The sequence below is a fragment of the Sphingobacterium lactis genome (assembly GCF_051951495.1).
Taxonomy (GTDB): Bacteria; Bacteroidota; Bacteroidia; order Sphingobacteriales; family Sphingobacteriaceae; genus Sphingobacterium; species Sphingobacterium lactis_A.
The window spans coordinates 852,027-874,292 of the sequence record NZ_JBNHAS010000001.1 but is presented as its reverse complement, the minus strand read 5'-3'; the positions used below and the strand labels follow the sequence as shown (position 1 = coordinate 874,292).

General features: G+C 36.2%; 16 protein-coding genes. All 16 read left to right on the top strand.

Features of this window, described 5'->3' with window-relative positions; translation table 11 throughout:
• Window positions 1-8 precede the first annotated feature (8 nt).
• The 16 genes from ACP6L2_RS03740 (at window position 9) to ACP6L2_RS03665 (ending at window position 22,212) form a co-directional block, all read left to right on the top strand.
• A complete protein-coding gene (locus tag ACP6L2_RS03740) occupies window positions 9-1,283 on the top strand; it encodes a parallel beta-helix domain-containing protein (RefSeq protein ID WP_440507956.1) in 1,275 nt (424 codons plus the stop codon).
• A 2-nt stretch (window positions 1,284-1,285) separates the two neighbouring features.
• Window positions 1,286-2,341, top strand: coding sequence for an SO2930 family diheme c-type cytochrome (locus tag ACP6L2_RS03735; RefSeq protein WP_440507955.1), 1,056 nt, complete (start codon window positions 1,286-1,288; stop codon window positions 2,339-2,341).
• A 28-nt stretch (window positions 2,342-2,369) separates the two neighbouring features.
• Complete coding sequence (locus tag ACP6L2_RS03730; RefSeq protein WP_440507954.1) at window positions 2,370-3,767, top strand: aldehyde dehydrogenase family protein; 1,398 nt, start codon at window positions 2,370-2,372, stop codon at window positions 3,765-3,767.
• Window positions 3,768-4,384: 617 nt separating this feature from the next.
• Window positions 4,385-5,506, top strand: a complete 1,122-nt coding sequence (locus tag ACP6L2_RS03725; protein WP_440507953.1) for a lipid II:glycine glycyltransferase FemX — start codon at window positions 4,385-4,387, stop codon at window positions 5,504-5,506.
• A gap of 160 nt (window positions 5,507-5,666) precedes the next feature.
• The gene (locus ACP6L2_RS03720; protein ID WP_440507952.1) at window positions 5,667-6,026 is read left to right on the top strand and encodes an S-adenosylmethionine decarboxylase family protein; all 360 of its coding nucleotides are present in this window, start codon (window positions 5,667-5,669) and stop codon (window positions 6,024-6,026) included.
• A gap of 3 nt (window positions 6,027-6,029) precedes the next feature.
• Window positions 6,030-7,427, top strand: coding sequence for a DUF4178 domain-containing protein (locus ACP6L2_RS03715; RefSeq protein WP_440507951.1), 1,398 nt, complete (start codon window positions 6,030-6,032; stop codon window positions 7,425-7,427).
• Between the two features lie 12 nt (window positions 7,428-7,439).
• On the top strand, window positions 7,440-7,658 hold the full coding sequence (locus ACP6L2_RS03710) for a DUF350 domain-containing protein (RefSeq protein WP_440507950.1): 219 nt from the start codon (window positions 7,440-7,442) through the stop codon (window positions 7,656-7,658).
• Window positions 7,651-9,165 (top strand): polyamine aminopropyltransferase, encoded by a 1,515-nt coding sequence (locus tag ACP6L2_RS03705; RefSeq protein ID WP_440507949.1) that lies wholly within the window; start codon window positions 7,651-7,653, stop codon window positions 9,163-9,165. The genes ACP6L2_RS03710 and ACP6L2_RS03705 overlap by 8 nt, the downstream gene beginning before the upstream one ends.
• On the top strand, window positions 9,143-10,750 hold the full coding sequence (locus ACP6L2_RS03700) for an NAD(P)-binding protein (protein WP_440507948.1): 1,608 nt from the start codon (window positions 9,143-9,145) through the stop codon (window positions 10,748-10,750). The genes ACP6L2_RS03705 and ACP6L2_RS03700 overlap by 23 nt, the downstream gene beginning before the upstream one ends.
• Window positions 10,751-10,852: 102 nt before the next feature.
• Window positions 10,853-12,892, top strand: coding sequence for a M48 family metalloprotease (locus ACP6L2_RS03695; protein ID WP_440507947.1), 2,040 nt, complete (start codon window positions 10,853-10,855; stop codon window positions 12,890-12,892).
• A 497-nt stretch (window positions 12,893-13,389) separates the two neighbouring features.
• Window positions 13,390-16,302: a SusC/RagA family TonB-linked outer membrane protein gene (locus ACP6L2_RS03690; RefSeq protein WP_440507946.1), complete on the top strand. Its 2,913-nt coding sequence runs from the start codon at window positions 13,390-13,392 to the stop codon at window positions 16,300-16,302.
• 18 nt (window positions 16,303-16,320) lie between these two features.
• Window positions 16,321-17,916: a RagB/SusD family nutrient uptake outer membrane protein gene (locus ACP6L2_RS03685; RefSeq protein ID WP_440507945.1), complete on the top strand. Its 1,596-nt coding sequence runs from the start codon at window positions 16,321-16,323 to the stop codon at window positions 17,914-17,916.
• Between the two features lie 98 nt (window positions 17,917-18,014).
• Window positions 18,015-18,497, top strand: coding sequence for a very short patch repair endonuclease (locus ACP6L2_RS03680; protein WP_440507944.1), 483 nt, complete (start codon window positions 18,015-18,017; stop codon window positions 18,495-18,497).
• Window positions 18,498-18,690: 193 nt separating this feature from the next.
• Window positions 18,691-19,572, top strand: a complete 882-nt coding sequence (prpB, locus tag ACP6L2_RS03675; RefSeq protein WP_440507943.1) for a methylisocitrate lyase — start codon at window positions 18,691-18,693, stop codon at window positions 19,570-19,572.
• A 1-nt stretch (window position 19,573) separates the two neighbouring features.
• A complete protein-coding gene (gene prpC, locus ACP6L2_RS03670; RefSeq protein WP_440507942.1) occupies window positions 19,574-20,728 on the top strand; it encodes a bifunctional 2-methylcitrate synthase/citrate synthase in 1,155 nt (384 codons plus the stop codon).
• 35 nt (window positions 20,729-20,763) lie between these two features.
• A complete protein-coding gene (locus tag ACP6L2_RS03665) occupies window positions 20,764-22,212 on the top strand; it encodes a bifunctional 2-methylcitrate dehydratase/aconitate hydratase (RefSeq protein WP_440507941.1) in 1,449 nt (482 codons plus the stop codon).
• Window positions 22,213-22,266 lie beyond the last annotated feature (54 nt).

Here is a 22,266-nt window from a genome sequence, read left to right as displayed (position 1 = left end):
CCATAGATATGAAAAGAATTTCAATTGCTACAGCTTTATGCGTCAGCATCATGTTTAGTTGTAAAGGACCTACAACAACTAGCAGTAATTATGGGAATCAATTAACATTTGGCCCAGGAGAAGAACAAAAAATTGAAGAAGCTTTTTTGTCCATTAAGGATAGTACGGAAATTGTTCTTCAAGAAGGTAACTACAAGTTCGAAACCTTAAGTATTGCACAAGCCAACCACATTATCATTCGCGGTGCTGGACCGACCAAGACTATTTTGGATTTTAAAGATCAAAAACAAGGCGGTGAAGGTATTCGAGTAACCGATGTGACCAACTTCAGCATTCAAGGAATGGCGATTCGGGACTCCAAAGGTGATCTTCTTAAAATAAACAAAGGAAAGGATATTAAAATTAGTGAGCTACATGCCATATGGAGTACTGCAGATTCCACCAGTGGTGGTTATGGTATATACCCCGTATTATGCAGCAATGTATTAATTGAAAATTGTTATGCTGAAGGGGCTTCAGATGCCGGAATATATGTTGGTCAAACCAATGGTGCAATTGTTCGAAATAGCAAAGCAGCAAAGAATGTTGCGGGATGTGAAATTGAAAATTCCACCAATGCCGAAGTATATAACAATGAGTTTTATAACAATACTGCAGGATTCTTAGTCTTTGATCTTCCGGATCTTTCTCAACGTGGTGGTAAAATCAAAGCTTATAACAACAATATTCACGACAATAACTTCAAAAACTTTGCTAAGTCGGGCAGTTTTGGAACCTCTTGGGGTGTTGGGAATGCCTCTCCAGGTAGTGGTGTTATCATTTTGGCAACATCGGATGTAGAAATCTTCGATAATACCATCAAGAATAATAATACATCAGCCATTACAATTGCTTCTGGTTTTTCTGTAGATGATAAAGCTGCAGAAAAAATCAGCGATAAGTACAACCCCATCCCTTCAAACATTAAAATCCATGGGAATACCATTAATATGGGAATAGAATTTCCAAAACCTGCTTATGAACACCGTGTTGGTCAGTTAATAATAGCAACAGAACAACAATTAAATGTGGTGGAAACAGACCGTAAAAACAAACGTATACCAGCCATTTTATACGATGGTGTAACCAGTAATATCCTTACCCAAGGTACAGACCCTAATCCAGATAAATTGTGTATAAATCAACCTGGAGAAAACATGTTTGTCAATGCAGATTTTGCGATGGTGAAAGACCCTAAAAATTGGAAACCATCAACCAATATGCAGCCTTTTGTATGTAAATAACTATGAAAAAATATAGTATTGCTCTTGCATGTTGCTTCCTGCTGATTTACTTGCTTCAAGCATGCCTAAATCAGCAGAAGCCACAGGCTTCAACTAGCTCTGGGTTTCAGTTTAAGGAAAAACTTTCCGATTATGCCTTCTTTAAAGGAAATCTTGCAGATTTAATTCCGAATGACCATTTGATAAATTATGACCTTAACTCTGCCCTATTCACTGATTATGCCCTAAAGGACCGTTATATTGTTTTGCCTGCTGGTAAAAAGATGAAATTCATCAATAATGAGGAGTTAGATTTTCCAGATTCTACTATGATCATTAAAAATTTCTCTTATCGAAATCTAGAAGATCAAATAATTCGAATTGAAACTCGATTAATGTTTAAGGATCCTGCCGATCATCAATGGAAGGTCATGAATTACCTTTGGAATGAGCAACAAACGGAGGCTTTAAAACATATTCGAGGGGCAAGCTTGCCGATCTCTTTAAAAGATGACCATGGGAAAATGCATCAAACTAATTATATGGTACCTAATACCAATGATTGCAAGCGATGCCATATAAGGGATTCCAAACTTATTCCTATAGGTCCAAAAGCTCGTAACATGAATTATGTAAGAGCTGGACAACCAAAAAATCAATTGGCAAAATTAGCAGAAGATGGTCAATTAAGTAATCTTCCCGATTTACAGTCTGTGGAAATATTACCAAACTGGCTAGACAAAGCCAATTACAGTCTAGAACAAAGAGCAAGAGCCTATTTAGACATCAATTGTGCCCACTGTCATCGAACTGGCGGAGATGCCTTTAACACAGGTTTATTCTTAAGCTATATCGAGGCTGACACCATTCGTTTAGGGTATTACAAAGGACCGGTTTCAGCAGGTTCTGGTGCCGGTGGCCTTGATTACGACTTAGTTCCTGGCCATCCGGAAAAGTCTATCCTTTATTATCGGATGAATAGTACAGAACCTGGTACCGCTATGCCCGAATTGGCAAGAACGCTTATACATCAAGAAGGAGTCGATCTTATTAAATCGTGGATTAAAGAACTGAAATAACATTTTTCAAAACAGCTGCTCATTTAAAATGGAAATACGCGTTCAGGAAATATTCGATAGGCAAGTCGTTCAACAACATTTACTTCGTAAAACTACGGTTGAGGAACGAATAGCCAAATTGAAAAAACTCAAAAAAACACTACTTCATATGGAGAAGGCTATATTTCTGGCGCTTCAATTGGACTTACGAAAGCATGAAAAAGAAGCTGCTATAACAGAAGTATATTTTATATATAGTGAGATTGACTTTGCCATTAAACATCTTCGAAAATGGATGGATAAACAACATAAATCGGCTTCTATAACTAATTTATTGGCTAAAAATTGGACACAATTTGAACCTAAAGGCGTCTCCTTAATCCTTTCGCCATGGAATTACCCTTTTCAGTTAAGCATGAGTCCTCTCCTATCTGCTGTAGCTGCTGGTTGTGCCGTAGTGTTAAAACCTTCTGAATTTAGCCCGCATACCGCTGAAATATTGAAGGATATTATTCATCAAACATTTCCAGAGAATGAGGTCACTTGTTTATTAGGAGACAAAGAATTGGCTACTGAACTTCTGAACTTACCTTTTGCAAATATATTTTTTACGGGTAGTCCTAGCATCGGAAAAATAATTATGAAGGCAGCAAGTCAACACCTTTCTGGATTAACCTTGGAATTAGGAGGTAAATCTCCAGTACTTATTGATAAAACCTACCCTTTAAAGGAAGCAGCTCAAAAGATAGCTTGGGGCAAATTAATCAATGCCGGTCAAACCTGCATTGCTCCCGATTATATTCTGATGCCCAAGGAATTGATTCCTGCATTCGTAGCTGAATTTGCCATTGCTTGTCAGGAGATGTTCTATAATGATGCTCAAAACATGGATCCAAATAAGTATGCTAAAATCATAAATTTAAAACATCTGAAGCGTTTAAAAGATTTAATCGGGGACCTAGATGAAAGCAATGGGACCATACTTTGGCAATCCAACATTGAAGATAAAGAGTCTTTCCCTGCAACATTAGTTCAGCTATTTAATCTTAACAGTAGACTTATTGAAGAAGAAATCTTTGGTCCTATATTACCAATAGTTGGCTTTGAAACACTCAATGAAGCATTGAATATCATTCAAAACAAACCTAAACCATTGGCTTTGTACATTTTCAGTAATAATAAGCAATACATTACCTCCATTACACAAGCATGTAGTTCAGGAAGTGTTTGTATTAACGATGTTTTGTTGCAAGTCTCCAACCCTAACCTGCCTTTTGGTGGTATAAATACTTCAGGTATGGGAAGCTGTCATGGGTTTTATGGTTTTAAAGCTTTCTCACACGAAAGAGCAATGATGAAACAAAGCAAGTGGAGTATAACCAAACTGATTTATCCTCCTTACCACAACAAAGATCGAATATTTAATTTTTTAAAATCTTTCATGTAATTAATTAATAGGAAGGCTTGCTTAGTTCAAGCCTTTCGCTTTTAGGTATAAAATGCAATTCACCTTTTTTCAATCTATTCTTTGAATTCAAATCAGAATAATTTCAGTTCGTGTTAAGTTCGACAATGACTCCATATGACGTCCATATTGCTTCGAGACTCTCAAGGAATTTCTAAGGATCTGATAGGGATCTTGTTCGGATCTCGTTCGCTCGGAACCGAACGAGATCCGAAGGAGATCCGAACAAGTTCCGAAGGAGTTCCGAAGGGTTCTCGAATCCAACCCCTAACTAACCCCTAACAAACCCCTATTAAACCCTTAGTAAACCCTTAGTAAACCCCTTGAAATAGATATGAAATAGATATGAGATATGAGACCGCTACGCTATTAGATTTGAGACAAAACACAAAGTAAAAAAAATTGATGCATGGAAATAATAGAGAAATGCTCTGTGAGTTTGTAATATAATGTAAGGTCACCATAAAGGTAAAATTTAGGAAACAGGCTTTTTAACTCAGTTATGACAAATGGGGTGAAATACCTCAAACAAATTGGCTATGTTTGTCCATTTTGGGCAAATTATTTAAAATACGACAAAACAAAGGTTCAATTAGGTCATGATTGCAGATTTAGTAGACAAGGAAATCAAGGAAATATATAAAACTTCCATCATTCAACAAACGGCATATTGGTCGGAGGTAAAAAAGCTACAAGGTGTAGATTCTTTAGCCTTTAATTTTAAGGTTAAAAAGCGGGAGCTATTTGCTGATTCTACTGATGAAAGTTATTTCATTGGTGATTTCTTGATTATAACTCAGGCAATTGATCAGGATCATAGCATTGCTTATGTTCCTTACGGGCCAGAAATTGAACCATCAGAAGAAAATCAGGGCTATTTCTTAGAACAATTATCCGAAAGTCTACGACATTATCTTCCTAAAAACTGCATCATGATTCGGTATGATCTTTCTTGGGAATCACTATGGGCAAAAGACGAAGACTGTTATGACATTCATGGTAATTGGATTGGGGTACCTGATAAACGTATTCAAGAACTACGTTATAATTTCAATACAGAAAATTGGAATTTAAAGAAAGCCAATACAGATATCCTTCCATCAAACACCATTTTCATGAACTTAAGAAATTCTGAAGATCAATTGTTAGGAATGATGAAGCCCAAAACACGCTATAACATCAATTTATCAACACGAAAGGGCGTTCAAGTGAGATCTTTAGGCTTAGAGAGCCTTGATATTTGGTATGAATTATATCGTCAGACTGCCCTACGCAATAACTTCTTCCTTCACGACATTCAATATTTTCGTATTGTACTTTCAGCTCGAGCCAACGACACCCAATCTCCAGCAGATGTATATTTATTGGTAGCTGAAGTAGATGAAACGCCTTTGGCAGCTATGTTTTTAGTTGTTTCAGGAAATCGTGGCACGTACCTCTATGGCGCTTCAGCAACAGAAAATAGAAATTATATGGCCACTTATGCCCTACAATGGAAAGCCATGCAGGTAGCCAAGGAAAAAGGATGTACGGAATATGATTTCTTTGGAATATCTCCACAAGCTGACCCATCACACCCCATGTATGGACTTTATCGATTCAAAAGTGGGTTCGGAGGCCAAATTTACCACCGCATGGGTTGTTGGGACTATCCATTGGATAAAGAAAAATACAGTTATTATGCTTCCATGGAATTCCAAAACCAGAGCTATCATCTTTGATGGAATAGTGTTTAGCGGTAAGTGATTAGTAATTAAACCTTTGAGTGATCAAGATTTTTTGAGTTCAAGAAATCAAATCCCTTCTATGGTCTACACCTATTTTCTTCATGGCTAATAATATTTTTTTCCTTATTTTAGGGACAAATTATTAATCTAAAACATGTTTGAACGATATAAGCCAGGCAAACATTTATTACTCACTTTACATGTTTCCAACTTGGAGCTCTTATGCTCTTTAGATGGCTTTATGACTTTTTGTACGGATCGTATAAAAGCCTATGACTTGCAGGTGGTAGGCCTATCTTCTCATGTATTTGATGGGGATGGTTATACTGCAGCAATCTGTCTAAAAGAATCTCATATTTGTATTCATACTTGGCCTGAATTCAATCAACTAACGCTTGATATATATCTATGTAATTACCTAAAAGACAATTCAGAAAAGGTCTTTCAATTAGGTGAAGATTTTAAAAAATATTTTGAGGCGGAGGTATTAAATGAAACCATGGTAAACCGATAACCGATGCAAATAACCTGTTCTAAATGTCGTCATCAACAACAGTTCCAGTACGAAGTACAGGAATATAAGGGTTATGTTTGCCCGAATTGTCATGCTTATTTCAAAGGAACAAGTCCTGATAGTTGGGTGTTTGTAAAGAATTTCACTTTGCCTGAGAATCCCTTGTGGCCAGAATTGAATGAAAAAGTAAGCTTACATAATCGAGATTACTTTATCATTACGAAAATACAACGCGATAATGAAGGCACTTATAGCAATGAATATGTAGGTTTGGCAAACAGCGAGGAAGATATTTATTTAAGCGAGGGTCCTGAATATGCGTGTGAGTTAGAATTAATCGATCCAAAGAGAATTGACCGAGAATCTACAGATTCACTACGCTTGGATACCCAAACTTATGAATTTGAAGAATCGAGTTCAGCAAAGGTGACTTATGCAGAAGGATTTGTCTTTGAAGATTTGGACAAAAGATCGAAGTCAACCACCTATTCAAAAAGTTACGATGATTCTAAGTTTGTATCCAAAGAACTGATAGACGATGAAACGGAATACTATTTTGGAAAATACTGGAATAAAACTGCCTTTGCAAGATTGTTTTCTAAATATGACGCATTTCAAAACAATCAAAGAATGGTTCAAGAAAAATTTTTACTAATTGTTTTGCCACTATTCCTGTTGCCTGCAATTTTATTCTATTTCTTGAATCAAGAACATTTTGTCAAGCAAACCATAAAATTTAATGAAACCTTCACTTCAAGTGAAATTCAAAATAGCTTCATTTCTACACCATTTGAATTAAAAGGTACAAAAACTAAACTATTAAAATATGATGGTTTTACAGTACCTAATATTGGAAATATTACCTTACAGATCAGTTTAGTAAATGAATTAACCAACCAGGTTACTGTCCTTAGGCCATTTTTACATGCAACAAATCCAAAAAATCAAGCCAATGCTTTAACCATAGATTTTTGCAGAGTAAAACCTGGGAAATATCATATGGTTTATGAAACCTCAGGAAATCAAACCTTAACGAGTCCTTTTAAATTAGAAGAACAAGTGACTTTAGTTTATGGAGGCGCTAGTTATGTACCTTTAATATTGACTTATATCGTTGGAATAATTTTATTAGTAATCTTACTAATTGATTCTAATAAAGTAAGCACTATAGAAAAATTGACGGTTGATGGGACAGTTAGCGGAATGACAGTCGCCAAACACAAAGGATTAGTTGTTTACTTATTGGCTCTTAGCTTATTGCTATATGGTCTTCAATATTATATTGAACACTTGCAACCGTGCAACCATACTGTGGATTTAGATGCACAAGTAGACCATACACAAACTGGAACAACAAGAACATATAGGAGATCAGTTCTATTTTACGGAAACCATAAATAACAAGTATAACACATGAATTACGATTATTTTTTCAAAGGTATTGCAGCATCCGTGATTTATTCACTTATTGGAATTGTCATTTTACTTCTCGCTTATCTATTTATTGAGAAGTTGACACCAGAGAAATCATGGCAAGAAATTGTAAAGAATCAAAATATGGCTTTGGCGATTGTATTCGCGAGCTTTATTTTAGGCATTTCAATTATAATAGCAGCGTCCATTCATGGATAGAAAGAAGCATCTTTCCATTTTCCTATTATTAGCTGTATTCATCATTGCCATTTGCGGATTGGTATATGAATTGGTGGCGGGTGCATTAGCTAGTTATTTATTAGGCGATTCGGTAAAGCAGTTTTCTTTTATCATTGGAACCTACCTATTCTCTATGGGAGTCGGTTCCTATTTGGCCAAATTCATACATAAAAATCTCTTTGATCGATTCATTGAGATTGAATTACTTATTGGACTTATTGGAGGAACAAGCTCTGTTATCCTTTTCTTGTTATTTCAACAGGTCAATCATTTTCAATTCATTTTATACTTCATTGTATTCTTAACCGGTTGTTTATGTGGTATGGAAATACCCTTGTTAATGAACATCTTAAAGGATCGCGTAAAGTTTAAGGATTTAGTTTCAAATGTTTTTGCTTTTGATTATATAGGTGCTTTAATTGCTTCCGTTTTATTCCCCATTTTATTAATTCCAAAACTAGGAGTCATGGGTACTTCTTTAGTGTTTGGAATTATAAATGTTTCGGTAGGCGTCTTTTTAGCTTTTTACTTGAGCAAATTTCTAAAGAGACCAGTTCTTATGAAGATAAAGGCTATTCTGAGCTTAGTTTTCTTGATAGGGGTTTTCGCATATTCCGACAACTTACTGACCTATTCGGAGAATAAGCTGTATGGCAATAACATTATTTACAAGCATTCAACCCCTTACCAACGTATCGTATTAACTTCTGATAATGGCAATTATCAGCTTTTCCTCAATAACAACTTACAGTTCAACACCAAAGACGAATATCGTTATCATGAAAGTCTCGTACATCCAGCAATGTCTATTGCAAAGGATCCAAAACATGTTTTGGTATTGGGTGGAGGCGATGGATTAGCTGCTCGGGAAATATTGAAATACTCCTCAGTAGAAGAGATTGTATTAGTGGATTTGGACGAAGGAATGACCAAATTATTTCAGACTAATGAAATCTTAAGGAAATACAATGCAGATGCCTTAAATAGCCCAAAGATGAAAGTGGTCAATCAAGATGCCTTTATTTGGTTGCAGGATCACCACAATACCTATGATGTTATCATTATTGATTTTCCTGATCCTTCCAATTATAGTTTAGGCAAATTATATACTACTGCCTTTTACAAAAGGTTAAGAGCCTTGATGAAGGAAAACACACTCATAGCCGTCCAAACTACATCACCTTATTATGCCCCAAAGGCATATTGGTGTATACATGAAACGATTCGTTCGGTTTACCCACAAGTACATGCCTACCATGCCTATGTCCCTTCCTTTGGGGAATGGGGATATTGTCTGTTCTCGCCAGATCAGAAAGTAGATTTCAATCAGGTAAATCAACAAGTTAGTGGCCTTAAGTTTTACGACTATAATCTGGGGAAATTAAGTGATTTTGCCGAGGATATGCAACCTAGAGCGGTTGAAATTAATCGATTGGATAATCAAATATTAGTGCGGTATTTTGATGAAGAGTGGAGTAAAATATAAATGGAACCGCCGGGATTTCCTAAAGGCCTCTGTCCTACTTGCTATATCAACACAATTTATCCAAGCATGTAAACGAGGAACTAACAAGTTATTCCTGAAGTTAACAGGAACTAATCATATCTTAGGACATCGACTACGCTTTCCTGACTTCCCAAAACCAAGTGATGAAATTCATATTCCTTACCTCATATTAGGTGGAGGAATTTCTGGTTTATCAGCAGCTTATCAATTAAAAAACAAAGGTATATCGGACTTCCTTTTGATCGAAATGGAAGATAAACTGGGTGGTAACTCAAAATCTTCTGAAAACAAACATTCAAAATATCCACTAGGAGCCCATTACCTACCCATCCCTAACGCCTCTAATAAAGAATTATATACTTTCTTAGAAAGGGCCAAAATTGTTACTGGTTGGTCTGCAAATAAAATACCCATATTTGATGAGGAACAATTATCCTTTGCCCCTCAGAGTCGATTATTTATACATAATTATTGGCAATCCGGCGTAATTCCAGAATACGGATTAGAAGAAGATGATTTGAAGCAAACACAGCGGTTCCTTTCCCAAATGCAACATTTCAGCAGTCTTAAAGGTCGTGATGATAAGTTTGTATTCGACATCCCAACTTTATTTGCATCAGAGGCTCATGATTTCTGGGATCTGGATGAAATCACTATGGCGGAATGGATGAAAAAGGAAGGATATTCATCTAAATATCTATTTGACTACGTCAATTATGCCTGTCGTGATGACTTTGGGACAGGGGTAAATAACAGTTCAGCCTTTGCTGGTATTCATTATTTTTCGAGTAGAAAACACGATTATTTCCCAAATGATGATCGGGTATTAACCTGGCAAGAAGGAAATGGCCGATTAGTAGAAAAATTAAAAGAAATTGCTAAACCCACATCCATCAAAAACAGTTTAGCTTATAAAATAGAGCAAGAAAAGGATATAGTTAAGGTTTATGTATATGATTCAAAAACCAATAAATCAACAATCTATACAACAAAGAAATTAATCAATTGCTGTCCGCAGTTTGTAAATCAATATTTAATTCCAAAAAGGAAAGAATTAATTAAACATTGTCAATATGCCCCATGGTTAGTAGCAAGTATAGTGCTTGATGAATTTCCTGCAAGTATTGGTGAAAGTCTTTCTTGGGATAATGTAATTTACGGGGCTAAGGGACTAGGCTATATCTACAATCAACATCAAAGTGTGGCTCAATTTAAGAGTCCATTTGTTCTAAGTTATTACCATAGTTTAGATGGGAAGGATTTGAAAAAAGAAAGGCAAAAATTGTATGATTGGACGGAAGAACAATGGAAAGATTTCATCATAGAAGATCTATCTATTGCGCATTATGGAATTGAAAAACACATTTCTTCCATTGAAGTGTATCGGTTAGGTCACGGTATGATCTCCCCTGTACCAGGTTATTTGAGCAGTAGCATACGAAAGGACTTAACAAAGCCAATTGGAAATCAGATCTTTTTTGCGCATTCTGATTTATCAGGCTTATCATTATTTGAAGAAGCTTTTTATCGAGGAATTCAAGCTGCTGATTACGCAGTTATTTAAGATAAAATCAAATATTCACTATTTATTATGACATATAATAATTGGCGACATAAAATGATAGAAATTTAAATTAAATTTAAAGAGCAGTCCATTACAAGATTTATGAAAGTCCAAACATCGAAATCCTTTAATAAGCAAGTAAAGAAGACCTTATTTACTATCGTATTATTTATTCTGGTTTACATACTCTTGGTGATTGCAGCCATTGCAGCTACTGCTTTAATGGCTTATTTTGGCTTTTATATAGTTACAAATTTTCCTAACGTTTATGTATGGATATTTGGATTGGCTTTGGTGGCATCAGGCTTAATGGTCCTGTTTTTCTTATTTAAATTCATATTCACCACAAACCAAAACAGTTTAGAGGGTATGTTTGAGATTCGGGAGTCGGATCAACCTGAATTATTCGAGATGATTAATGAGATTGTCCAAGAAGTTGAGACCGATTTTCCTAAAAAAGTCTATTTATCGTATAATGTGAATGCTTCGGTATTTTATAATTCCAGTTTCTGGAGCATGTTTATGCCCATACGTAAAAACCTACAAATTGGATTAGGACTGATTAACTCAGTTAACAAACAAGAGTTAAAAGCCATATTAGCCCATGAGTTTGGCCACTTTTCGCAAAGAAGTATGAAAGTTGGATCTTACGTTTATAATCTGAACCAGGTTATTTATAATATGCTTTATAATAATGAATCGGTCAATAACATCAGTAGTACCATATCTGGTTTCAGTAGTATTGCAGCAATACCCATGTTTATCCCATTATATTCCATACGAGGAATACAAGCTCTATTAAGAGCGCTGTACAATTACATTAATATTAATTATATGGCGCTTTCTCGGGAGATGGAATTCCATGCAGATGAAATAGCGGCAAATGTTGCAGGATCTAAAGCCTGCAGTAGCTCTTTATTACGGTTGGGTTTTGCGGACTTTGCCTTAAACGAGACTATGAATTTTTATATTGATCGTTCAAATGAAAGTATCATACCTAGGAACATATATGCAGACCATCAAAGCGTAAGTTTGTTTTTAGCGGAAAAGAATAAATACCCTATTAAAAATAACCTTCCATCGATCGATTTAGAAAGCAATATAAAATACAACAAGTCTAAAGTTAATTTTCAGGACCAATGGGCTTCTCATCCAAGTACAGAAGACCGTGTAATGGCAATACAAAGATTAAACATCGAAGTTGAGAATGAGAAGGTTGGTGATGCATTTAGTCTTATCAAAGATCCAGAAGGGCTAATTACTAAGGTTACTACTTGGTTATTTGGTACTGGAAATCCAGAAATTCCACAAATAAATTGGGAAACTAACCAATTTAAAGATGCCTACATTCAAGATTTTAATAAAAACAATTATGATGAATATTATAATGATTTTTATAACCTGAATTCTCCTGCTAATTTTGATTTCAGTAAAGTTGATTTTAATGCGAATACTACTGGAAGCAATATGTTCTTCACCGACGAGAATACTGAACTTACTTATGAATTGAATGGAATAAGACAGGATGTGGCAATTTTGGAGGCTATTCAACGAAATGAAATCAAACTGAAAACATTCGATTATGATGGCAAAAAATACCAAAAACAGGAAACTAAAGACTTAATTCCGCAACTAAAATTGGCAGAAACCCAAAAGGATGAGGAACTGAAGGCCATCAACTTAAAAATATTTGAACATTATTTTCAAAAAGCAAAAAGTGTTAATCAAGAATTTGATTTTCGAAAAGCCCATGATACGTTAAGAGAATTTGAGAGTCAATTAAATCATCAGGTTAATTTCAATCAACATGTCTACGATAAATTGGCCTTTTTGAGCCAAACCTTAGAATTTACAGACATCTTCAAGAATTTGGATAATTTCAAACCAACAGAAAAGGAATTAAAAGAGGAAATTACGACTCTTGTTAATTTCCCTGGGATGAAAGAGCACATACATGTTGATTCACAGGCTCAATTGAATACTTTTCTCGAGAAAGAAATGATCTATTTTGACCATGGCACATATTTAGAGGATGAAATACAAACTTTATCTACCGCTGTGCGATTGTATATTCCCTTAATTAATAAAAGACTATTCTTACAAAAGAAAGTTATTTTAGACCTACAGAGAGAAGTACAATAATGCAACGGTTATTCTCCAGCAACCGAAGATTTAAACCATTAATACGTGATACGCGTCACTTAGTGACAACGATTTAATTATTGACTAAATGCAATTTTCCTAGACTTTAATTTCCTTGTAATTGGTTTAATTTTATTATAAATATTTGATAAACCAGTTTACAACATCCTTTCCTTTTAATTCTAACAGATATAAATTTCACTGACCCTCCCCATTTATCCCCTATTACAAAACCTCTATTCTGGCATGTAATCCCCTATTTTGGGATGATTTTACACCTTAGCACCTTTTCATAGAATATTCTCAATATTGGAGTTATTGAAATAATCGATCTGATAAAAAATAATTATAAACATTATTTAATACAGAATTTTAAGATTATTTAACATTTAACAAGTAATTGTTGTAATTTGCATCTGGTTTTAACAGAACCGACCTAATCGAAAAACAAGGGTGAATTAACAAACAATCAACTAATAAACAACCAAAAACAGATCATGAAAAATATCTTTACGATGATGTTATTCATTGTCCTGTTCAGTTCGTTTGCACATGCACAGAGCAATCGACAAATAACAGGTACAATTAAGGACAACCAAAACCGTCCTGTGGTGAATGCCAGTATCTTGGTTAAGGGTACCAACTTAGGTACTGCTTCTGACGCTGGTGGTAATTTTGAGATTGCTGTTCCAACAACAGCAACGACCTTAATTTTCTCCGCAATTGGCTATGAGGATCAAGAAATTAGCTTTGGAAACAAAACTCGTTTAAATGTTATTCTTGCAGAAAAAAACACAGGAATTGACGAGGTCGTAGTAGTGGGTTATTCTACTGTAGACAAGAAACACTTAGCGTCTTCGGTATCTCAGATGGACATGAGCCAAACGAAAACACGTCCAATTATGAAAATGGAACAAGCATTTAGTGGTACCATTCCAGGCGTGACCATGCTACAAGGAAACAGTTTGCCAGGTAGTGTCCCAGGAAGTATTGCTATTCGTGGTGTAAGTACTTTACAGAACGCTTCTCCCCTAGTAATCGTTGATGGTATGGAGCAATCTTTAACAGATATTGACCCGAACCAAATCAAAAGTCTAACAGTATTAAAAGATGCTGCATCCACGTCTATGTATGGTTCACGAGGTGCAAACGGTGTAATTATCATTGAAACCGAGCGTGGTTCTACTGGTCAATTCAAAGTGGATATTAACGCTTGGGCAGCTATTGATGATCCTATTGACCTTCCGACATTTGTCAATGCAACAGATTACATGAAATTAAATAATGAAGCTAAATTGCTTCAAGGACAAACGCCATTGTATTCTGCAGAAGACATCAGCAAAGCGGAGTCAGGAGAAATCAAAAGTGTAAACTGGCTTAATGAAATAATGCAAAGTAAATCCTACTCCCATAATCAAGCTGCCAGTGTTTCTGGTGGTGGTGGTGTAGGTACATTCAATTTGATGTTAGGACATATTCAAGAAAACGGTTTAAATAGCATTGAAGGTTCCGAGAAATTCTCAGCTCGTTTCAACACGAATGTGAATATTGCCAATAAGTTTGTCTTATTAGCTGACTTTTATGCGCATAGATTACAAGTAGACCGTTTATTAGCCAATGATGATGGTCATGGTTTATACCAAATTGCTTGGAGAATGAACCCTACACAACAAATCCTTTTTGAAGGGACAGATATTCCAAATCACTACATGCTACACAACAACTTAAATCCTGTAGCATCCATCAATCATGGAGGTACTAAAAACTACATGCATGACCGTAGTACAATCAATTTAAGACCAAAATACTATATCAATCCAAACTTGAATATTGAAGGTAATGTGTCTTATATGATCAATAAGTCGGCTAACAAATCCGTTCGTGAGACTTTTAAGTTTTATGATGTAAACGGTAAACCAGCGACTATTTGGGCTAACAGTGTTGGTGCTGAACAAGGTGTGAGTCAATCTCAAATTACTGCTAGAGCATTAGTAAACTACACCAAGGATCTTCGTGGAAACAAGGATAAGCTTTATTTTACTGGGGGTACTGAAATTATGAACTTCACATACACTGATTACCGTGAAGTGAATAAAGCATCTTTCTTTGGAAAATTAAACTACTCCTTTGCTGATCGTTATTTATTGGAGTTAACAGCTCGTTCAGATGGTAGCAGTAAATTTGCTCCTGGACAAAAGTGGGGCTTCTTCCCTTCTGCTGCTGTTGCATGGAATTTACACAACGAATCCTTTATGTCTAGCCTTTTGGAAAACAAAAGCATTACGAACTTTAAAATCCGTGGATCATACGGTTTAATCGGTAATGAAAATGTTGATCCTTATTTATGGCAAGAGGTTGTAAATACTTGGGGATGGATGATGCGTGTGCCAAATCCTAATTTCTCGTGGGAAAAACAAAAACAATGGAACATAGGTGCTGATGTCACTTTATTAAATAATCGTTTGAATTTAACTGCTGAGGTTTATGATAAGTTCTCTTACGATTTAATTTATTCTGACTTCCCTGTTCCTCCATTGACAGGTTCATACTCCTTAACTTCGGCTATTAACATTGGTGAGGTTAGAAATAAAGGATATGAGATATCCGCATCTTGGTCTGATAAGATCGGAAATGTGAATTATACCATTGGTGGTATGTTCTTCGATAATACCAATAAGGTAGAAAAAGCAGGCTATAGCCGCACAGATACCTTAATTTTCAAAAACACCAACGATAAAATTTGGTACAATGGTATTGCAATCGACAACTACTATGGTTATGAAACAGATGGTTTCTTCCAGAATAAACAAGAGATTGATGGTACTACAGCCAAGCTATCAAATACTTTGCCTGGTGATGTTCGTTATAGAGATCAAAATGGAGATGGTATCATCAATGATGATGACCGTGTAGATTTAGGTGATCCATTCCCGCATTTGAATTATTCAATCAATTTGAATTTAAAGTACAAGCGTTGGGATTTTGCAGCATTAGGTCAAGGAGTTGGTCGTCGTACTGCTCGTTTATCAGGTATGGAAGGATATCCGATTTTAGTTGATGGAACTTCTAATGCATTGGGAGCTCCACGTCAAGAATATGCAGACAACCGTTGGACACCAGAAACACCAAATTCAAGATTCCCACGTGTATGGACAGGTGCAAGTACCAATACCTTCTTAAGTAATGTTTGGTTAAGTGATGCATCATTCTTCCGTATAAAAATGTTGCAACTGGGCTATACATTCCCGAAATGGGGTAATACATTTCACAATGTGCGTTTATACGTGAATGCGCAAGATGCCTTTACCTTCACCAAGTTTGAAGGTTTAGATCCAGAGCGTAATGGTGGAAATGGAAACTATCCGCGTATGGCAACTTATAGTTTTGGTGTTAGAGCCACAATCTTTTAATCTTTAATCTGAAAAGCAATGAGAAAATCAATCATATATTTTGGTTTATTGGCAAGTATGTCTTTAGCCAGTTGTGAAAAATTCTTAGATAAAACCGACCCTACAGCTACTTCTTTCGTTGAATTCTTTAATACGGAAGAAGACCTTCGCCGAGTAATCTATAGTAGTTATGTGGATGTATTCACCTCTGTTGGGGCAAGAGGATTATTATTCTATCTTGATGATGGAAAAACCGACAACGCTTATAGCCGTGTCGAAGGTGATCACCACCAACGTATCGCAAATGGTAATATCAATGCAAATACGCCTGCATTCTTATACTACTATGAGCTTCAAATGAAACATTTGGGTCGTTTAAATACTTTTATTGCGAATGCTGATGTACCTTATGTAGAGGATGAGGCAGTTCGTACAAAGTTCAAAAGTATTTTAGAAGCCATGCGCGTGTGGCATTACTTTAAACTAACTAGCAGATGGGCAAATGTACCATTCCTATTGGAACCTGCTAACATGGAAACTGCTTTACAACCAGCCAAAAGTAAAGCTGAAATCTTGGAAACTATATTCCCGTTAGCCGAAGAAATCGCTAATAGATTACCGGATAAAGAATATACCTCTGATGCTTACATGTTCAATAAGTACTCTTTTAAGGCTATAATCATGCGCTACGCTTTGTACAATGGTCGTTATGAATTAGCTGCAAAATTAGCGAAGGAAATCATGGATAGCGGCAATTACTCCCTACATCCAAAATATGGCGATATGTTCAGCTATAAAGCAGACAAGACCAATAAAGAATATATCGTGAAGTTTGACATGGAAAGCCATGCCAACTCTGCTACAAACTCTTTCCGCGACTTAGCACCACAATACCGTACAGGTAATGGTCAATCGTATGTAGTTCCTACAAAAGCATTAGTAGATTCTTACTGGACTTTGCAGGGACGTCCTATTGATGCTTGTCCGTTGCATACGAAAGAAGAATATGAATTGAATCCTAAATTAAACCGTGACCCTCGTTTAGCTTCTAGTGTTTTTGGACAAGGAGATACTTTCTATGGTGATAAGATTGACATCTACAATACAGGAAGCTTGTTCTATTACGAAAATCAACGTTCTAGTAAATCAGGTTATTGGTTTAAGAAATTTGTCGATGAGACTGATGCCTTCAAATCTGGTGGAAACATGCACTTTCCTTTATTACGCTATGCAGAAGTTCTATTGACTTATGCTGAAGCACAAATCATGTTAGGCAATGTGGATGATTTAGCAAAAGATTGTATTAATCAAGTACGTAAGCGTGCTGGTTTGGATATGACAATTGCCGATGTGAAGTTGACTACCAAATCCAAAGAAGAATGGATTAAGTTAATTCAAAACGAGCGTCGTACAGAGCTGGCTGGAGAAGGTCTACGTTATGATGACATCTTGCGTTGGAAAATTGCAGAACAAGTTTTAAACCAACCGGCATTAGGTCACACACGTATGGTAAATGGTAAAAAAGAAACCATTAAGATTGAAGACCGCGAATTTAAACAGAATAATTATTTGTGGCCATTCCATGAGAATAGCTTACGCGTAGAACCTGGATTGGTACAAAATCCAGGATATTAATCTTCATAATTTCATTTTAATAAATTGGGACGGGTAAAACCGTCCCTTTTTTTGTTTGTCTTGTTATTATAGATATACTGGTATAATTTTGTTGTGATATGAGTAGCCCTATTTATCAAGAGAATCCAATAAAGGTGCCTAGGTTTGAAGAATCCGCAGGATACTACACTACTAAGCGCCGAAGGAAAATAATGACCAAGATCAAAGGAAAGGATAGTAAACCTGAATTACGATTAAGGAAAGCATTATACGAATTGGGATATCGCTATAAGCTACACGTAAAAGAACTTCCGGGTAAACCGGATATCGTGTTCAAAAAGTATAAGTTAGCCCTCTTTGTGGATGGTGAATTTTGGCATGGTTTCAACTGGGAAAACACAAAAAATCAAATAAATTCAAATCGTAGTTTTTGGATCCCTAAGATAGAACGCAACATGCAAAAGGACTATCAAGTGAACAAAGCATTACGAGATTTAGGCTACGTTGTTTTCCGCTTTTGGAGCTCGGATATCCTAAAAAGACTTCCTATTGTACTTAACCAAATACAATTATTCCTAGAGACCAGAAAAGAATACAAATAAAAAATGTGGCTTCATTTAACTTTAAAAGCAGACAGCTAATATTCATATCAGCCAAATAATATTTTTTCAATTTACCCTTCTGTGACTATTTATAATCAGCTTATTTTCTTACCTTTAAAATAAAGGATAAACCTATTTTATTTGACTCCTAGCAGTCAAATTTAACCAAGAAAAATAAACGATTTAAGTCAATATGATAAAGGAATCTCCAGGAAAAGCATTAAGACTAGCCATTCAAAATGAAATCCCCTTACAAATAGTAGGTACCATAAATGCCAATCATGCTTTATTAGCTGAGCAATCAGGATTTAAGGCAATTTACTTATCAGGTGGAGGTGTTGCCGCGGGCTCATTAGGTATACCCGACTTAGGGATAACCAATCTTCAAGATGTTTTAATAGATGTGGAACGAATCACCAATGTTTCTAGCTTACCCTTATTGGTAGATATTGACACGGGATTTGGACCATCGGCATTTAATATTGCTCGAACCATAAAGTCATTAGATAAAGCTGGAGCTGCAGGAATCCACATGGAGGATCAGGTTGGTGCTAAACGTTGTGGACATCGACCAGGCAAAGAATTGGTCAGCCAGTTAGAAATGGTTGATCGCATCAAAGCAGCAGTAGACGCTCGTATCGATCAAGATTTTGTATTAGGTGCTAGAACTGACGCTATTGCATCTGAGGGTATTGGTCAAGCCTTAGAACGGGCTGTAGCTTATGCAGATGCTGGTGCAGATTTTATTTTTGCAGAAGCAGTTACTAATTTATCGGATTATAAATTGTTTGCAGAAGCTACCAAATTACCTGTTTTAGCTAATATTACAGAATTCGGAAAAACAGATCTTTTTACGGTTGAGGAACTGAGAGATGCGGATGTCTCGATTGTTTTATATCCTTTATCTGCCTTTAGAGCAGCAAATAAAGCAGCATTAAATGTATTTCAACATATCCGTCATGACGGAACCCAACAAGCAGTAATAGAAAGCATGCAAACTCGAGAAGAGCTATATCAGAGCATTGATTATTACGCTTATGAGGATAGATTAGACCAATTATTTAAAAACAAATAATATGAAGGAAGCTAATGAAACTGGTTTTAAACCAAAGAAAAGTGTAGCCCTTTCGGGTGTTCCTGCTGGCAATACAAGCCTTTGTACGGTTGGTAGAAGTGGTAATGACTTACATTATCGTGGATATGATATCCTAGACTTGGCAGATCAAGCAAGCTTTGAAGAAGTGGCTTACCTGTTGATTCATGGAAAACTACCAAATGAAGAAGAACTTACTGCATATCAGAAAAAATTAAAATCACTACGTGGTTTACCCCAAGCTTTGAAAGATGTATTGAAGCTGATCCCTAAAACAGCACATCCAATGGATGTTCTACGAACATCGGTATCCATGTTTGGAACTTTAGAGCCTGAGCCCCTTGCTCATGAAACTGAAAAAGCTCGGGATATTATAGATCGATTAATGGCAAGCATGGGCTCTGCCCTATTATATTGGTATCATTACAGTCATAACCATAAGGAAATACAAGTGGAGACAGATGATGAAACCATAGCGGCGCATTTCTTACATCTATTACATGGGACAAAACCTTCAGAGAATTGGATAAAGGCGATGCAAATCTCATTGAATCTTTATGCTGAGCATGAATTTAATGCTTCAACATTTACTGCTCGTGTGATTGCTGGTACCGGATCGGATATTTATGCCAGTATAGCTGGTGCTATTGGTGCTTTAAGAGGTCCAAAACATGGTGGTGCAAATGAGGTTGCTTTTGAAATTCAAAGCCGTTATCAAAATGCTGATGAGGCGGAACAAGACATTAAAAACAGACTTGCAAACAAAGAGGTTATCATTGGATTCGGCCACCCGGTATACACGATAGCTGATCCGAGAAACCAAGTAATTAAGCGAGTAGCTAAGGAGCTCTCAGAAGAATTGGGTGACATGAAGCTATTCGATATTGCTGAAAGGTTAGAGACCTTGATGTGGAATGAGAAGAAAATGTTCCCTAATCTAGATTGGTTCTCAGCCGTTGCTTACCATATTATGGGCATTCCTACCGATATGTTCACTCCATTGTTCGTGATGTCTAGAATCTCTGGCTGGGGAGCACATGTGATTGAACAACGTGAAGATGGAAAAATCATTCGCCCAAGCGCTAATTATACAGGTCCAGAAAATCAAGAATTCATTGCATTAGAAAACAGAAAATAAAATAATCATCAAAATAAAATAGAATAATTAAGGATATGTCATCACACATTTCAAATAACAGACCTGATCCAGATCAAGTATTGATCGATATTGCAGACTATGTTTTAAATTACAAGGTAAAAAGTGATTTAGCACTTGAAACAGCACACTATTGTTTTTTAGACACCATTGGCTGTGGTTTTGAAGCCCTAACCTATCCTGCCTGTACGAAGCTTTTAGGTCCTATTGTACCAGGAACAATTGTTCCTAACGGCGCTAAGGTACCTGGAACGGCATATCAATTGGATCCTATTCAGGCTGCATTTAATATTGGAGCAATGGTCAGGTGGTTAGATTTCAATGATACATGGTTAGCTGCTGAATGGGGGCACCCATCAGACAATCTAGGCGGAATCTTAGCAGTAGCGGATTGGATTAGCCGAAACAACATCGCGAATGGTAAAGCTCCATTAAATATGTCAGATGTAATAACTGCAATGGTTAAGGCTCATGAAATACAAGGAGTATTGGCTTTAGAAAATTCGTTCAATAAAGTTGGTTTAGACCATGTGATTTTAGTTAAAGTAGCATCTACAGCAGTGGTAGGAATGCTATTAGGTCTAACTAGAGAGGAATTAATCAATGCCTTGTCACTTGCTTTTGTAGATGGCCAATCCTTAAGAACATATAGGCATGCACCTAATACAGGTAGCCGCAAATCTTGGGCTGCTGGTGATGCAACTTCTAGAGCTGTGCGTTTAGCTTTAATTGCCCAAAAGGGTGAAATGGGTTATCCTTCTGTTTTAACTGCACCAACATGGGGCTTTTATGATGTGTCTTTCAAAGGACAGGCATTCAAATTCCAACGTTCTTATGGAAGTTATGTAATGGAAAATGTATTGTTCAAAATCTCTTTTCCAGCAGAATTCCACTCACAAACAGCCGTAGAAGCAGCTATGACATTGCATGCTCGTTTACAAGAAATGGGTAAATCTGCAGAGGACATCAAATCTATCAAAATACGTACGCATGAGGCTGCTATCCGTATTATTGACAAAAAAGGTCCATTGCACAATCCTGCTGATCGTGATCATGCTATACAATATATGGTAGCTGTTCCATTGATCTTTGGAAGATTGACTGCTGCTGATTATGAAGATAATGTAGCTCAAGACGCAAGAATTGATACCCTAAGAGATAAAATCACTTGTGTGGAAGATCCTCAATTTACACTTGATTACCATGACCCTGAAAAACGTTCCATTGCGAATGCATTAACAGTCGAGTTAAATGACGGATCTGTATTGGAAGAGGTGGTTGTTGAATACCCTATCGGACATAAACGCAGAAGAGATGAAGGTATTCCAAAGTTGATAGAAAAGTATAAGATCAATGTAGCTCGTATTTTCGCTGAGAAACAACAAAAAGAAATATTAGATCGTACTTTGACTTATAAAAGTTTTGTCAGTACACCAGTAAATGAAATAGTAGATTTAATGGTCTAAGCATTTATTAATCTCAACATAAAAACAGCCCCTATTTTTCAATAGAGGCTGTTT

Excerpts from the sequence above, each read along its gene's own strand:
- prpB (WP_440507943.1), top strand. The coding sequence starts at position 18,691 with ATGATAAAGGAATCTCCAGGAAAAGCATTAAGACTAGCCATTCAAAAT.
- ACP6L2_RS03710 (WP_440507950.1), top strand. The coding sequence starts at position 7,440 with ATGAATTACGATTATTTTTTCAAAGGTATTGCAGCATCCGTGATTTAT.
- ACP6L2_RS03740 (WP_440507956.1), top strand. The coding sequence starts at position 9 with ATGAAAAGAATTTCAATTGCTACAGCTTTATGCGTCAGCATCATGTTT.
- ACP6L2_RS03715 (WP_440507951.1), top strand. The coding sequence starts at position 6,030 with ATGCAAATAACCTGTTCTAAATGTCGTCATCAACAACAGTTCCAGTAC.
- ACP6L2_RS03700 (WP_440507948.1), top strand. The coding sequence starts at position 9,143 with ATGAAGAGTGGAGTAAAATATAAATGGAACCGCCGGGATTTCCTAAAG.
- ACP6L2_RS03705 (WP_440507949.1), top strand. The coding sequence starts at position 7,651 with ATGGATAGAAAGAAGCATCTTTCCATTTTCCTATTATTAGCTGTATTC.
- ACP6L2_RS03735 (WP_440507955.1), top strand. The coding sequence starts at position 1,286 with ATGAAAAAATATAGTATTGCTCTTGCATGTTGCTTCCTGCTGATTTAC.
- prpC (WP_440507942.1), top strand. The coding sequence starts at position 19,574 with ATGAAGGAAGCTAATGAAACTGGTTTTAAACCAAAGAAAAGTGTAGCC.
- ACP6L2_RS03685 (WP_440507945.1), top strand. The coding sequence starts at position 16,321 with ATGAGAAAATCAATCATATATTTTGGTTTATTGGCAAGTATGTCTTTA.
- ACP6L2_RS03725 (WP_440507953.1), top strand. The coding sequence starts at position 4,385 with ATGATTGCAGATTTAGTAGACAAGGAAATCAAGGAAATATATAAAACT.
- ACP6L2_RS03720 (WP_440507952.1), top strand. The coding sequence starts at position 5,667 with ATGTTTGAACGATATAAGCCAGGCAAACATTTATTACTCACTTTACAT.
- ACP6L2_RS03695 (WP_440507947.1), top strand. The coding sequence starts at position 10,853 with ATGAAAGTCCAAACATCGAAATCCTTTAATAAGCAAGTAAAGAAGACC.
- ACP6L2_RS03680 (WP_440507944.1), top strand. The coding sequence starts at position 18,015 with ATGAGTAGCCCTATTTATCAAGAGAATCCAATAAAGGTGCCTAGGTTT.
- ACP6L2_RS03690 (WP_440507946.1), top strand. The coding sequence starts at position 13,390 with ATGAAAAATATCTTTACGATGATGTTATTCATTGTCCTGTTCAGTTCG.
- ACP6L2_RS03665 (WP_440507941.1), top strand. The coding sequence starts at position 20,764 with ATGTCATCACACATTTCAAATAACAGACCTGATCCAGATCAAGTATTG.
- ACP6L2_RS03730 (WP_440507954.1), top strand. The coding sequence starts at position 2,370 with ATGGAAATACGCGTTCAGGAAATATTCGATAGGCAAGTCGTTCAACAA.